This window comes from Streptomyces sp. S.PNR 29 (genome assembly GCF_030386795.1).
In the GTDB taxonomy this organism is placed as follows: Bacteria; Actinomycetota; Actinomycetes; order Streptomycetales; family Streptomycetaceae; genus Streptomyces.
In genome coordinates, this window is record NZ_JANUQM010000010.1 from 14211 (window position 1) to 27704 (window position 13494).

12 protein-coding genes are annotated in these 13494 nt (G+C 70.7%); 7 read left to right on the plus strand and 5 right to left on the minus strand.

The genetic code is table 11. The features are described 5' to 3' along the window. Positions 1–240: 240 nt before the first annotated feature. Complete coding sequence (locus NW895_RS25530; protein WP_289938352.1) at positions 241–816, plus strand: adenylosuccinate lyase; 576 nt, start codon at positions 241–243, stop codon at positions 814–816. A 164-nt stretch (positions 817–980) separates the two neighbouring features. Here the strand turns inward: NW895_RS25530 and NW895_RS25535 are convergent, their stop codons facing one another. From NW895_RS25535 to NW895_RS25545, 3 genes are all read right to left on the minus strand, one after another. Beyond that, positions 981–1379 (minus strand): RidA family protein, encoded by a 399-nt coding sequence (locus NW895_RS25535; protein WP_289938354.1) that lies wholly within the window; start codon positions 1377–1379, stop codon positions 981–983. Positions 1380–1437: 58 nt separating this feature from the next. After that, positions 1438–3054 carry an alpha/beta hydrolase gene (locus NW895_RS25540; RefSeq protein ID WP_289938356.1) on the minus strand — a complete coding sequence of 539 codons (1617 nt, stop codon included), beginning with the start codon at positions 3052–3054 and terminating at the stop codon, positions 1438–1440. 137 nt (positions 3055–3191) lie between these two features. Continuing rightward, positions 3192–4229 carry an Rv2578c family radical SAM protein gene (locus NW895_RS25545; RefSeq protein ID WP_289938357.1) on the minus strand — a complete coding sequence of 346 codons (1038 nt, stop codon included), beginning with the start codon at positions 4227–4229 and terminating at the stop codon, positions 3192–3194. A 161-nt stretch (positions 4230–4390) separates the two neighbouring features. Here NW895_RS25545 and NW895_RS25550 point away from each other — a divergent pair, with 161 nt between their 5' ends. Both NW895_RS25550 and NW895_RS25555 read left to right on the plus strand, forming a co-directional pair. Continuing rightward, entirely contained in the window at positions 4391–4834 is a 444-nt protein-coding gene (locus NW895_RS25550) for an SRPBCC family protein (RefSeq protein WP_289938359.1), read from the plus strand. Between the two features lie 151 nt (positions 4835–4985). Continuing rightward, on the plus strand, positions 4986–7376 hold the full coding sequence (locus NW895_RS25555; protein WP_289938361.1) for an MFS transporter: 2391 nt from the start codon (positions 4986–4988) through the stop codon (positions 7374–7376). A 95-nt stretch (positions 7377–7471) separates the two neighbouring features. Here the strand turns inward: NW895_RS25555 and NW895_RS25560 are convergent, their stop codons facing one another. Beyond that, on the minus strand, positions 7472–8386 hold the full coding sequence (locus tag NW895_RS25560) for a class I SAM-dependent methyltransferase (RefSeq protein WP_289938362.1): 915 nt from the start codon (positions 8384–8386) through the stop codon (positions 7472–7474). A 66-nt stretch (positions 8387–8452) separates the two neighbouring features. On the opposite strand from NW895_RS25560, the gene NW895_RS25565 reads away from it, so the two are divergent. The 4 genes from NW895_RS25565 to NW895_RS25580 are packed head-to-tail and all read left to right on the plus strand — an operon-like array spanning position 8453 to position 12115. Then, positions 8453–9448: a branched-chain amino acid ABC transporter permease gene (locus NW895_RS25565; protein WP_289938363.1), complete on the plus strand. Its 996-nt coding sequence runs from the start codon at positions 8453–8455 to the stop codon at positions 9446–9448. Positions 9449–9457: 9 nt separating this feature from the next. Continuing rightward, the gene (locus tag NW895_RS25570) at positions 9458–10450 is read left to right on the plus strand and encodes a branched-chain amino acid ABC transporter permease (RefSeq protein WP_289938364.1); all 993 of its coding nucleotides are present in this window, start codon (positions 9458–9460) and stop codon (positions 10448–10450) included. Then, complete coding sequence (locus NW895_RS25575) at positions 10440–11372, plus strand: ABC transporter ATP-binding protein (protein ID WP_289938365.1); 933 nt, start codon at positions 10440–10442, stop codon at positions 11370–11372. The genes NW895_RS25570 and NW895_RS25575 overlap by 11 nt, the downstream gene beginning before the upstream one ends. 2 nt (positions 11373–11374) lie before the next feature. Further along, a complete protein-coding gene (locus NW895_RS25580) occupies positions 11375–12115 on the plus strand; it encodes an ABC transporter ATP-binding protein (protein WP_289938366.1) in 741 nt (246 codons plus the stop codon). Between the two features lie 23 nt (positions 12116–12138). Here NW895_RS25580 and NW895_RS25585 read toward each other — a convergent pair whose 3' ends face one another. Further along, the gene (locus NW895_RS25585; RefSeq protein ID WP_289938367.1) at positions 12139–13386 is read right to left on the minus strand and encodes an ABC transporter substrate-binding protein; all 1248 of its coding nucleotides are present in this window, start codon (positions 13384–13386) and stop codon (positions 12139–12141) included. Positions 13387–13494 lie beyond the last annotated feature (108 nt).

The following is a 13494-nucleotide window of genomic DNA, read 5'->3' on the forward strand; positions in this document are numbered from 1 at the left end:
GTGCACACGCCCGCGCGGCGGCGTCGAACCGACCGGCCCTGTCCCGAGGCCGAGCCGTACTCAGGTACGCGATGTACCGAACCGACTGCTCTCGCCGACGGCTGCGTCACCAAACCGCGGCGAGGAGGGTGCGAGTGGGTAACTCGCTCGTCTGAGCTTAACTCGCGGGTAACGAGCACGCCAGCCCTCGTGTTTGTGATGTACGTCCCGGGAGGCCGACGGCACGCCTACCCTCGTGCCATGGACGAAGAGTTGCGATCACTCACGGAGCGCTTACGGACCGAGTCGGGGGGCTCGGCGGCGTACGACCGGCTCGTGGCGTCCGAGGACCCCGACGAACTGGCGGCGGTGCTCACCGAGCCCGGACAGCCGCTGTGGGCCAGGGAGCTGGCGGCGTTCCGGCTCGGCCTCGGTGGTGACCGGCGCGCCTTCGAGTCCCTCGTGCTGCTCCTCAACCACCGTGACCCGCCGCGCTGCGCTTCCGCCGCGTACGCCCTCGCCCGCCTCGGTGACCCGCGTACCGCCCGCGCGGCCGCAGCCCTCGCCACCAACGAACTGCGCGTCGCCTACGCCCTGCACCCCGTGCGGCTGCTGGTGGAGCTGCGCGCCCCGGAGGCCGTTCCCGCGCTGATCACCACTCTGCGACGCCGCCTGCGCCCGCACGACCCGTACCGTCGCGTGGCCCTCGCCTGCGTGGAGGGCCTCGGCGCACTGGGTGACGCCCGCGCCAGACCCGTCCTGAACGACGCCCTCGCCCACCCGGCCCTCGCGGAGGCGGCGGTCCACGCGCTGGCGCGCATTCCGGAGCAGCGGTGAGCTTGCTCGGATCAGCGCCTGCCCGATGTCATTGCCGAGCCGCCCGGAGTCGACGACGAGCGCGTCCAACTCCGCGTCCTCGGTGCGGACTTCACCGCCCCGGTACGGCCCGTTGCAGGTCCGTGGCGGAATCCTGGGCCCCGCACGGCCGGCGCCGCCGCTCGTTACAGGGGCACCACCGCGTACGCCTCGATCTCCATCAGGAACTCCGGGCGGACCAGGCCGGCCACCTGGACGGCCGAGGCGGCCGGCAGGCGGTCGTCGGGTATGTGCTCGGCGCGGGCCTCGCGGATGGCCGGCATGTGGGCCATGTCCGTGACGAAGTAGGTGAGTTTGACGACGTCGTCGAAGGTCGCCCCGGCAGCGGACAGGCACCGGCGCAGGTTCTCGAAGACCTGACGGGCCTGCGCGGCCGGGTCGCCTTCGCCGACGAGCCTGCAGTGCTCGTCCAGCGGGAGCTGGCCGGAGATCGCGACGAAACGGCCGGTGCCCATCACGACGTGCGTGTACTGGGCCGCGGCGGCGACACCCTCGGGGGCGGGGATCCTGGTCAGCTCACTCATGCGGTCCATGGTGGACCACGGGTCTGACAACGCCCGCCCCCGAGGGGCCCTCAGGCGCTCAGCCGCGGAAGCCGAGCATGCCGTGCAGCGTCTCGCCGCGCGAGGACGACGACGCGGCGTCCGAGCCCGACGCGGCCTTCATCTGCGACGCCGCCGTCGAGTTCAGCGGCTTCGGATCGGGCAGCGCCGCGCAGACCGCGTCGGCCGCACCGCTGCCGCGCGGCACCGTACCGTCGGTCAGGTAGGCCGCCAGGTACTTGTCCAGGCAGGAGTTACCGCTCAGCGTGATGCCGTGGTTGCCGCCGCCCTGCTCGACGACCAGGCTGGACCGCTTCAGCAGACGGTGGACCGTGACGCCGCCCTGGTACGGGGTGGCCGCGTCGTCGGTCGCCTGGAACAGCAGCGCCGGCGGCAGCTTGCTGTTGGCGACGTTCACCGGCTTCAGCGACTTGGTCGGCCAGAACGCGCACGGTGCGTTGTACCAGGCGTTGTTCCAGGCCATGAACGGCGCCTTCGCGTACACCGACCAGTTGTCCTTGCGCCACTTGTTCCAGTCGCGCGGCCAGGCGGCGTCCCGGCACTGCACCGAGGTGTAGATGCTGTAGCCGTTGTCGCCGGAGGCGTCCACGGCGGCGAAGTTCTCGTACGTCTCGACGAGCGGATCGGTGTCCTTGTCGTTCACGTACGCGGCGAACGCCTCCGCGAGGTAGGGCCAGTAGCCGTTGTAGTAACCGCCGGGAATGAAGGTGTCCTCCAGCTCGGAGGCGCCGACCTTCCCGCCGGCCGGCTTCTTGGCGAGTGCCGCCCGCATCGCGTACCACTTGGCCTCGATCTTGGCCGGGTCGGTGCCGAGCTTGTACGTGGAGTCGTACTTGGCGACCCATGCCATGAAGGCCTGGTGGCGGTCGTCGAAGGCGTAGTCCTGGTTGATGTTGGCGTCGTACCACACGTCGGTGGGGTCGACGATCGAGTCCAGCACCAGGCGCCGCACCCGCTCCGGGTACAGCTTCGCGTAGACCGCGCCGAGATAGGTTCCGTACGAATAGCCGAAGTAATTCAGCTTCTTCGCGCCGAGGGCCTTACGGATCGAGTCCATGTCCTGCACGGCGCTGATGGTGTTGATGTACGGCAGCACCCCCGCGTACTTCTTGCCGCAGGCGTCGGCGAAGGACTTGGCGCGCGCGAGGTTGGCCTTCTCGATCGCGGGCGTGCTCGGCACGGAGTTCGGTCGCACCGGGTCGAAGTAGCCCGGCTTGCAGTCCAAGGCCGGCCGGCTGTCACCCACGCCGCGCGGGTCGAAGCCGATGACGTCGTACTGGGCCGCGACCTCCTTGGGCAGTGCGGACGCGACGAACCCGGCCAGCGTCAGGCCGCTGCCGCCGGGACCGCCGGGGTTGACCAGCAGCGGGCCCTGGTAGGTCTTCGCGGTGTGCGGGACGCGGGACAGCGCCAGCGTGATCTGCTTCCCGTGCGGGTCCCGGTAGTCGAGCGGCACCTTGACGGACGAGCACTGGAGCGTCGGATAGTCGGTGGTGCCGCACTTCTTCCAGGTGAGGTTCGCCGCGAGCGGGGTTTGCGTGGCGGTGGGGGATGCGCTTGCCTCGGCGGGGACGGTCGTGAGGCTTCCGGCCACGACGACGGCAGCGCCGCACAGCATGGCTGCGCGTCTTCTCATGGAGTCCTCCCAGGACGGAGGGGTTTCGAGCCGCGAGGTTCACGGCCTCCGCCGCATCGTCCCGGAAAGCGCACCCGGATGAGCGTGTTCTGCCAAATTCTTGACCCAACAGAGTCGTCGAATGCCCTCTAATGCTCCTAGATGAGCGTGAGTTGAGTGGGCTCGGGCCCCTCGGGTTCGACCGGCTCCGGCTGCCGCACCCGTCGTGACGCGCCCGCGCGCGTGGGCCCGATGCCGTACTGCTCGGCCAGTTCGTGGACCTGACGGGTGATCCGGCGCTGATACCACTTCGGGGCGTAGGCGCCCTCCGCGTACAGCCGCTCGTACCGGCGCACCAGATGCGGGTGCTCACGGCCGAGCCAGGCCATGAACCACTCCCGGGCGCCGGGGCGCAGATGCAGCACCAGCGGCGTCACGGACGTGGCGCCCGAGGACGCGATCGCCCGTACGGTGGCCCGCAGTTGGGCCGGATGGTCACTCAGGAAGGGGATCACCGGCGCCATCAGCACACCGCACCCGATGCCGTGCTCGCCGAGTGTCCGTACGACCTCCAGGCGGCGCTCCGGCGCGGGGGTGCCCGGCTCGACGGTGCGCCACAGCTCGGGGTCGACGAAGCCGACCGAGACGGAGATGCCCACGTCCGTCACCTGGGACGCCTGCACCAGCAGGTCGAGGTCGCGCAGGATCAGTGTGCCCTTGGTCAGGATCGAGAAGGGGTTGGAGTGGTCGCGCAGGGCGCCGAGGATGCCCGGCATCAGGCGATAGCGGCCCTCCGCCCTCTGGTAGCAGTCGACATTGGTGCCCATCGCGATGTGCTCGCCCTGCCAGCGGGGCGATGCCAGCTGGCGGCGCAGCACCTCGGGCGCGTTCACCTTGACCACGATCTGGGTGTCGAAGCCGGTCCCCGTGTCGAGGTCCAGATAGCTGTGCGTCTTGCGGGCGAAGCAGTACACGCACGCGTGCGTGCACCCGCGATAGGGGTTGACCGTCCACTCGAAGGGCATGCGCGAGGCGCCCGGCACCCGGTTGATGATCGAGCGGGCCCGCACCTCGTGGAAGGTGATCCCGCGGAACTCGGGCGTGTCGAAGGTCCGCGTCGTCACCGCGTCCGCGCCGAAGAGCGCGGCGTCGGCCCGCTCGTGGCCGGACTCCACTGTGAGGTTCTCCCAGCGCATGACGCCTCCTCGGTAGCACTGGGACACAGAATAGAACACTTGTTCCCTTGATCGTGCGGATGTGCGGTCCGGCCGCACTGCGGCACCCCCGATTTGGGGGGCCGGGGACCGGGGTGGTTGGCTTGCCCCGACCCCGAGAACCCACTGTCCTGGAGGAACCGATGGCGCAGGTCGAGGCCACGACGGAGCGGATCGTCGCTGCGGACGCGGAGACGGTGTTCGACGCCCTCGCCGACTACAGCGGTACGCGCGCGAGGCTGCTGCCCGAGCAGTTCAGCGAGTACGAGGTCCGCGAGGGCGGAGACGGCGAGGGCACCCTCGTCCACTGGAAGCTCCAGGCCACCAGCAAGCGTGTCCGTGACTGCCTGCTGGAGGTCAGCGAGCCGACCGACGGCGAGCTCGTCGAGAAGGACCGCAACTCCTCCATGGTCACCACCTGGCGGGTCACCCCGGCCGGCGAGGGCAGGTCCCGGGTGGTCGTGACCACCACCTGGACCGGCGCGGGCGGTATCGGCGGCTTCTTCGAGAGGACCTTCGCGCCCAAGGGGCTCGGCCGGATCTACGACGCGATGCTCGCCAAGCTCGCCGCCGAGGTCGAGAAGTAGGCCCTCGAGGGGTGAACCCCGGGGTCGTCGACCCCGTCACCGGTTCGAGTGGATCTCCCTCCCGCGCCGCGTTCTCTCGTAACTCGTCGCACTCGCCCGCAGTTCCCGCTTTGCGCGGGTTGTGTGCGTCGGTGCGACGAGGGGAGCGTACGTGGGCGGGGTCACTCTCACACAGGACGAACCGGCCGTGGCGCCACCGGAGATGCCCGCGCGGGACCGGGCCGCCCCGCTGAGTCCGCGCCGCGTGCGGCTGCTCTTCGCCGGGCTGACCCTGGCGCTGGTGCTCGCCGCCCTGGAGCAGATGGTCGTCGCCACGGCGCTCCCGACGATCGTCGGTGAGCTGCACGGCCTCGACCGGATGTCCTGGACGATCACGGCCTACCTGCTCGCGGCCACCGTCGCACTGCCGGTCTGCGGCGCATTCGGCGACCGGCTCGGCCGCAAGGGCGTCTTCCAGTTCGCGACCGTCGTCTTCGTCGCCGGCTCCGCGCTGTCCGGCCGGGCGCAGACCATGGACCAGCTGATCGCCTACCGTGCCGTGCAGGGCGCCGGCGCGGGCGGCCTCATGATCGGCGTACAGGCGATCGCCGCGGACATCGTGCCACCGGGGCGGCACGGCCGCTGCGGGAGGCTGCTCGGAGGCGCGTTCGGGCTCGCCTCCGTCGCCGGGCCCCTGCTGGGCGGTCACCTCACGGACCACCTCTCCTGGCGCTGGTGCTTCTACGTCAACGTGCCCTTCGGCCTGCTCACCCTGGCCCTCGTCACCGTCGGACCGAAGCTGCCGAAGCCGGAAGCCAGGCCCCGCCTCGACATCCCGGGTGCGGTGCTGCTCGCCGCGGTCTCCACCTGCCTGGTCCTGCTGGCCGGTTGGGGCGGACGCGAGTACGCCTGGGACTCACGTGTCATCCTCGGCCTCGGCGCGGGAGCGGTGGTGGCCGGCGCCCTCTTCCTCGTCGCCGAGCACCTCGCCGCCCAACCCCTCATCCCGCTCCGGCTCTTCAGGGACTCCGCCTTCAACGTCACCGGCCTGGTCGGACTCGTGACCGGCGTCGCCCTGTTCGGCACCGCCGGCTACCTGCCGACGTTCCTGCAGATGGCCGACGGCGTCTCCGCCACCGAGTCCGGCCTGCTGATGCTGCCGATGACGGGCGGCATGGTCGGCGCCTCGGTCATCGCCGGGCAGCTCATCCGCCGCACCGGGCGCTACAAGGTCCACCCGATCCTCGGAGGGGTGCTCTCCTCGGCCGGCATGTGGCTGCTGTCCGGACTGGACGCCGACACGCCCCGGCTGCAGTACTGCATCTGGACGGCGCTCCTCGGCGCGGGCGTCGGCATGGTGATGCCAGTACTGATCCTCGCCGTGCAGAACTCCGTGCGCCCCGCGGATCTCTCCACCGCCACCGGCGCCACCACCTACTTCCGGCAGATCGGCGGCAGCGTCGGCGCGGCCGCCGTCGGCACGCTCTTCGTCGGCCGCCTCACCGAGGCCCTGGCGGAACACCTCCCCCCGCGCGCGGGCGTCCGGCTTCCCGACCCCGGCTCCCTGACGCCGGAGCTCGTCCACGCGCTGCCTCCGGCGCTGCGTGACGGCTACGTCCGGGCCTACGCCGACGCCATGCCGCGGATCTTCCTCCATCTGGTGCCGGTCCTCGTCCTCGGTCTGCTCATCGCCTTCTTCCTCAAGGAGAAACCCCTGGTGTCCCACGACGACCCCGCCGACGAGACGGAGAACGCGACACCGAACAGCACGATCCCGCAGGCACGTTCGCCGTATGTGGCCGGTGTCCCCGTCTGCGGCACGGTGCGGAACCCCGACGGGACCGCCGTGCCCCGCGCGGCACTCACGCTCGTCGACGTGACCGGACAGCAGGTCGGGCGGAGCGTCAGCGGCGAGGACGGGCGGTACGCACTGATCACGCCCGGCCCGGGGCCGTACATCCTGATCGCCGCGGCCGGCGGTCACCAGCCGCAGGCGGTGTCCGTGACCATGGGCGAGCGCCCCCTGGAACTCGACCTCGTCCTCGGCGGCGCCGCACGCCTCACCGGCAGCGTGCTCAGCGTCGGCGGCACCCCCGTGCGCGACGCCACCGTCACGCTCACCAACGCGCACGGGGAGGTGGTCGCCAGCACCCGCAGCGGACGCGAGGGCTGGTACGCCATCACCGATCTGCTGGCCGGCGAGTACACCCTGGCCGCCGGTGCCCCTGCGCGCGCCTACCGCCCGGCCGCGCTCCCCGTCACCGTCCAGGCCGCCCGGGAGACCCGGCAGGACATCCGGCTCACCGGCGGGGCGGTGCTGCGCGGCACCGCGCGGGCGGGTGGCGGGCGGCCCGTCGAGGACGCGCGCGTGACCCTGCTCGACGCGGCCGGCAACGTCGTCGACACGGTCACGACCAGTGTCGACGGATCCTTCCGGTTCGTCGGACTGTCCGGCGGCGAGTACACCGTCGTCGCCGCCGGTTATCCGCCTGCCACGAGCGTCCTCCGGCTGGCCGGAGAGGAATGCATCGAGCGGGACCTCCAACTGGGGCACCAGGACTGACAAGAGGCGTCGCGGCGGCACCGGGCCGGACTGCTCGCCGCTGGGACGGCTGGTGCGACGGTGACGACAGGGGCGTATGGCCGCATCGATCGCTGCTACTGCGCCGTGTCGGGTGGGCCGTTCGCGGGTTTGTCGAGGACGTACGCCGTGTAGCGCGTGACGCGCCCGATGGCCCGGTGCGCTCGGACGACGGCGATGACCTCGTCCCAGTCGCTCGCGTCGAGCGTTCTCAGGCCGGGCCACCGCAGGCACAGGGCCTGCCGGCCGGCCCGGGTGGACGCCGTGGCGGCGAACAGGGCACAGAGGTGGGACGCCCGGTGGAGGACGGGGGTGGTCCAGTCGAGGACGCGGTGCGTGGTGAAGCCGGCCGCGGCAGCCATCAGCGGATACCGCTCGTACGGCTCGATGTCGTCGAAGCGCCACGTCGCGCGTACGAGGCCGTTCGGGTCGAGGGTCCCGATCGGCTGATCCGTACGGGCCGTGACGTCCACGAGGACCAGCCGGCCTCCCGGGCGGAGCAGCCGGAAGCTTTCGTCCAGGAACGCCCGACGGCCCTCGTGGCCGAAGTGGAAGGCGGCCTCCAGGCAGTGCACCCGGTCGAAGGAACCGTCGGTCAACCCGATCCCCGCTGCCTGCCGTGGCAGGGCGGTGGCGTCGGCCACGGCGAAACGCGCGCCGTCACCGAACCGGCGACGTGCCCGGTCGATCTGCGCGGGCTGGATGTCCACCCCCAGTGCCCGGCATCCCGCGGCACCCAACCGCGCCGTGGTGTCCCCGCGGCCGCACCCGGCATCCAGGACAAGCTGTCCGGGCCGGGCGTCCAGCAACGCCAATGACCGGCGAGCCAGACGGCGCTGAAAGGGCACCGGCCCGGCCAGTGCCGCGACCGGCAGGGCGGGCAGTGTGAACCAGCCGATGTTGGCCAGGCTGTCCCAGCCGAGGTGCCGCAACACCCGGAAGAGCACACTGTCGTCGTTGTACGCACTCGCGATGTTCTCGCCGGGACCCATCGGCCACCACCCCAACCTGCACTTACACTGAGCCACAAGGGACGTTCGTGACGTATCGGAACCATCGTGCGCTCTCAGCGGATGCTCGTACCGGCCCTCACCCTGGTCCTCCTGATGGTGCCCACGGTCTCCGCCCGGGCACAGGGTGAGGGAGCTCCGCGCGGCCCCACGTTCGGCGCGCGCGCTCTGCAGGCGCTGATCGACGGCATCCAGTTCGGGGTCATCATCGCGATCACCTCGATCGGACTCTCACTGATCTTCGGCACCATCCACTTGATCAACTTCGCACACGGCGAATTCGTCACGATCGGTGCGACCTTCGCGTTCTTCCTCAACGTCTCCCCGGCCGGGCCGGGCTGGCACCTGATCCCCGCCGCCATCGCCGCGGTCGCCTTCGGCGCCCTCCTGGGCGGAGCCGTCGAGCGCGGCGTCTGGCGCCCGCTGCGGGCTCGGGGCACCGGGCTGATCAACATGTTCATCGTCACCATCGGGCTCTCGCTCCTGCTGCGGCACGTGGTGCTCGTGCTGTACGGAACCCGGCCGGCCTCCTACGCGCAGTACGACATCCAGAGCACGATCGACCTCGGACCGGCCGGCATCACCCCACGGGACCTCACCGTCACCCTGCTCGCCGTGCTGGTGCTGCTCGGCATCGCCGCGCTCCTGCAGAAGACGCGGATCGGCACGGCCGTCCGGGCCGTCTCCGCCAACCGCGACCTCGCGGAGGCGTCCGGCATCGATGTGCCGCGGGTGGTGCTGTTCGTGTGGATGCTCGGCGGAGGGCTGGCCGCGCTCGGCGGGGTCTTCCTGGGCCTGGTGGAGATCGTCACCTGGGACATCGGCTTCAAGCTCCTGCTGCTCATGTTCGCGGGGATCATCCTGGGCGGCCTCGGCTCCGCTTACGGCGCGGTGGTGGGCAGCCTCGTCATCGGCGTCGTCGCCCAGATGTCCACCCTGTGGTTCCCGGTGGACCTGCAGTACGCGTGGGCTCTGCTGGTCCTCATCGTCGTCCTGCTCGTCCGGCCGCAGGGCATCCTCGGCCGGGCGGAACGCGTCGGCTGAGGGGGCGCCATGGACTTCTCGGTCATCGTCTCCGACGCCCTGCGCGCCGGGATCGGCCCCATCGCCGCCGTGTACGCGCTCGCCGCGACGGGGCTGAACCTGCACTTCGGTTACACCGGTCTGCTCAACTTCGGCCAGGTCGGCTTCATGCTGGTCGGCGGCTACGGGCTCGCCGTCACCGTGTCGACGTACGGCGGGGAGATGTGGCTCGGCGTCCTCGGCGGCATCGCCTGCGCGATCGTGCTGGCCCTGCTGCTCGGCCTGCCCACCCTGCGGCTGCGCGCCGACTATCTCGCCATCACGACGATCGCGGCGGGGGAGGCGCTACGGCTGTTCTACCGGTCCAGTTGGGCCGAGCCGGTCACCGGTGGGGTGTTCGGGCTGCAGAGGTTCGCGAACGGCTTCTACGCGCTCAACCCGATCGAGCGCGGCTCCTACGGCGTGTGGCTGGTGAGGTTCAGCTCCCGTGATCTCTGGGTCATGATCGTCGGGTGGGCGCTGGTGGTCGTGGCCGGAAGTCTGCTCGCCCTGCTGATCCACAGCCCGTGGGGCCGTGTCATCCGGTCGATCCGCGAGGACGAGGTCGCCGCGCGCAGCCTCGGCAAGAACGTCTACGCGTACAAGATGCAGAGCCTCGTGCTGGGCGGCGTCATCGGGGCCGTCGCGGGCATGCTGCAGGCGATCCAGGTGCAGTCGGTGAACCCGGACAACTACGATCCGGGCGTCACGTTCTTCCTCTACACGCTGCTCGTCCTCGGAGGCGCCGGGCGGATCCTCGGGCCGGTCGTCGGCTCGATCCTGTTCTGGTTCGTCCTCAGCTTCCTCGACAGCGCGCTCCGGCAGGCCATCGACGCCGGGTACGTCTCGCCCGACCTCATCAGTACGTCGGAGGTCGGCGCGGTGCGCTTCGCGCTCGTCGGGGTCGCCCTGATGCTCCTGGTGGCGTTCCGGCCGCAGGGCATCCTCGGCAGCCGGAAGGAGATGCTGCTCAGTGGCCGCTGACACTGCCGTGCCGCACACCGGCCGGCTCGCCGCGATCGCTCCCGAGCCGGGCGTGCGCAAGCCCGACCCGCTGCTGGTCCTGGACCGGGTGACCCGGACCTTCGGCGGCCTCGTCGCCGTGCGCGTCGAGCACCTGGAGGTGCAGCGCGGGACCATCACGGCGCTCATCGGGCCCAACGGCGCCGGCAAGACCACGCTGTTCAACGTCGTGAGCGGGTTCGACCGGGCCGACGGCGGCCGGTGGTCGTTCGACGGACAGCCGCTCACCGGCTCCCCGGCGCACCGGGTGGCGCGGCGGGGACTGGTGCGGACGTTCCAGCTCACCAGGACGCTCGCCGGGCTGACCGTGCTGGAGAACCTGCTGCTCGCCGCGCCCGGGCAGCGCGGCGAGCGGGCCCTGCCCGCACTGCTGCGACCGCTGTGGCACGGGCAGGAGCGGGAGCTGGAGCGCCGGGCCGACGAACTGCTGGACCGGTTCCGGCTCGCGCCCCTGCGTGACGACCATGCCGGCACGCTCTCCGGCGGTCAGCGCAAACTGCTGGAACTGGCCCGCGCGCTGATGGCCCGCCCGCTCATGCTCCTGCTCGACGAACCGATGGCCGGGGTGAACCCCGCGCTGGCCCAGTCCCTGCTCGGGCACATCACCCGGCTGCGCGACGAGGGGCTGACGGTGTGCTTCGTGGAGCACGACATGGACGTGGTGATGGGCATCAGCGACTGGGTGGCCGTCATGGCCGACGGCCGGCTGGTGGCCGAGGGCCCACCCCACACGATCGGCCGGAACGCCGCTGTCGTGGACGCCTACCTGGGCAAGCGGCACGACGAACCGGACACGTCCGGGGAGACGGAAAAGGAGACGGAAAAGGAGACGGAAAAGGAGACGGAGAAGGAGACGGAAAAGGAGACAGGGAAGGAGGAGTAGCGATGTCCGCCCAGGAACAGGCGCCGGTGCTGGCGGCCGAAGGCATCGTCGCCGGTTACGTTCCCGGTGTCGACGTGCTGCGCGGATGCAGCGTCGAGGTGCGGCCGGGCGAGGTGGTCGGCGTGATCGGCCCCAACGGCGCCGGCAAGTCGACGCTTCTCAAGGCCGTCTTCGGGCTGCTGCGGGTGCGCGGCGGGACCGTGCGGCTGCGCGGCGAGGACGTCACCAACCGGCCCGCGCACGAGCTGGTCCGACGGGGCGTGGGCTACGTGCCACAGGTGCAGAACGTGTTCCCCACCCTCACCGTCGAGGAGAACCTGCGGATGGGGGTGTATCTGCGGCCCAGGACCTACGCGCGGCGGGTCGCGTCGGTGGAGGAACTCTTCCCCGTGCTGGCCGACCGCCGGAAGCAGAAGGCCGGCGCGATGTCCGGCGGCGAACGCCAGATGCTCGCGATGGCACGCGCGCTGATGACGGAGCCGCAGCTGATGCTGCTCGACGAGCCGTCCGCGGGTCTGTCACCGCTGCATCAGGACCACGTGTTCGACCGGTGCAGAATGATCAACAGCGCGGGCGTCGCCGTCCTCATGGTCGAGCAGAACGCCCGCAGGTGCCTGCAGTTCTGCGACCGCGGCTACGTGCTCGACCAGGGCCGCAACGCGTACACCGGCACGGGCACGGCCCTGCTGCACGACCGGAAGGTGGTCGAGCTCTACCTCGGCACGCTCGCCCGCGTCCGTTGACTCCTGTCCCTTCCGTTCTCCCGTCACCCCTGGGCCCTGCTGATCTCGGTACGCAGCGTCTGCAGTTTTCCTTGCTCGTTGTAGCCGTACACCTCGATCGTCGCCTGGCCGGGTTCTCCGTTGTCGGTGAAGTCGAGCGGGCCGCTCACCCCGTCGTAGTCGATGTTCCTGCCGTCGGCGAGCAGCTCCTTGCAGGCGGCGAACGTGGTGCACTTCTCGCCGTCCCTGGTGATCCCGTTCATCTCCTTCACGTACTCGCCCGGGTCGTCGGACCCCGCCTTCTCGGCGGCGAGTGCGATCGTCGTCACGCAGTCGAACACCTGCGGAGCGAACTGCAGCTCCTTCAGGTCGGGCGCGAACTTCTTCAGGTCCTTCACGTACTGCTCGTTAGCCGCCGACGCCGGGGCGGTCCCCTTCATCCCGGCGAGCCTCTCCGGCTGTTTCGGGGAGACCAGCGAGGGCAGCTCCTCGCTGCGCAGTCCGTCGGCGCCGTAGACGCCGATCCGGTCGGGCCCGATTCCGGCCTCGATCATGCCCTGCAGGATCTGGGCGCCCTCTTCGAAGGCGATCACCACCGCGGCGTCCGGCCGGGAGTTCTCGATCCGCTGGACGACCTGGTCGAAGTTGGTGGCCTCAGGGTCGTACGTCTCGGCGAGCGTCACCGTCACACCGCGGTCTTCGAGCGTGTTCCGTGTGGTCTCCATGAGGCCGCGCCCGTAGTCGTCCGCCCGTGCCACCAGAGCCACCCGGTCGTGGCCGTCGTCGCGGACGACATCCGCCAGGACGGGGCCCTGCAACGCGTCGCTCGGGGCGGTACGGAAGTAGAACCCGTCGTCCTCGTAGTCGGTGAAGGTGGGTGCGGTGTTCGACCCCGAGCACTGCACGACGCCCGCTCCGGTCACCCGGTCGATGAACGCCAGCGACATGCCGGAGGCCGCGGCGCCGATGACCGCGTCCACGCCCGCCGCGAGGACCCGGTCGGCCGACTGGGCGGCGACGGCCTCCTGGCCCGCCTCGTCACTGGAGACCACTGCCGGTACGGACCTGTCCAGCACTCCGCCGGCGTCATTGATCGTCTGGATCGCGAACTTCAGCGACTCGATCTGCGGCGGGCCGAGGTAGGCCAGCTGTCCCGTCTCCGGCAGGACGTACCCGAATTGGAGCACACCATCGCCCGGCTCGGCGCGGGCGGTGCCGGTCGCGCCGCAGACGGCCATCACCAGGGCGGCCGCGCTCGTGAGGATCGCGGACCGCCGTATCGACGTTTTCATATCCGCCTCCGTTCGGTGCAGGCGACGGAGGTCGACAGGCCGGCCATCCGCCCGCCCTCTGTACATGAGCGTAGAACTTAATTGAAGGGCGGAAAAGTATAAGGTTGT

What these genes read in the sequence shown, in the direction of transcription:
- NW895_RS25585 (WP_289938367.1), bottom strand. Translation starts at nt 13,386, where the DNA reads ATGAAAACGTCGATACGGCGGTCCGCGATCCTCACGAGCGCGGCCGCC.
- NW895_RS25535 (WP_289938354.1), bottom strand. Translation starts at nt 1,379, where the DNA reads ATGAGTGAGCTGACCAGGATCCCCGCCCCCGAGGGTGTCGCCGCCGCG.
- NW895_RS25580 (WP_289938366.1), top strand. Translation starts at nt 11,375, where the DNA reads ATGTCCGCCCAGGAACAGGCGCCGGTGCTGGCGGCCGAAGGCATCGTC.
- NW895_RS25550 (WP_289938359.1), top strand. Translation starts at nt 4,391, where the DNA reads ATGGCGCAGGTCGAGGCCACGACGGAGCGGATCGTCGCTGCGGACGCG.
- NW895_RS25545 (WP_289938357.1), bottom strand. Translation starts at nt 4,229, where the DNA reads ATGCGCTGGGAGAACCTCACAGTGGAGTCCGGCCACGAGCGGGCCGAC.
- NW895_RS25560 (WP_289938362.1), bottom strand. Translation starts at nt 8,386, where the DNA reads ATGGGTCCCGGCGAGAACATCGCGAGTGCGTACAACGACGACAGTGTG.
- NW895_RS25530 (WP_289938352.1), top strand. Translation starts at nt 241, where the DNA reads ATGGACGAAGAGTTGCGATCACTCACGGAGCGCTTACGGACCGAGTCG.
- NW895_RS25540 (WP_289938356.1), bottom strand. Translation starts at nt 3,054, where the DNA reads ATGAGAAGACGCGCAGCCATGCTGTGCGGCGCTGCCGTCGTCGTGGCC.
- NW895_RS25570 (WP_289938364.1), top strand. Translation starts at nt 9,458, where the DNA reads ATGGACTTCTCGGTCATCGTCTCCGACGCCCTGCGCGCCGGGATCGGC.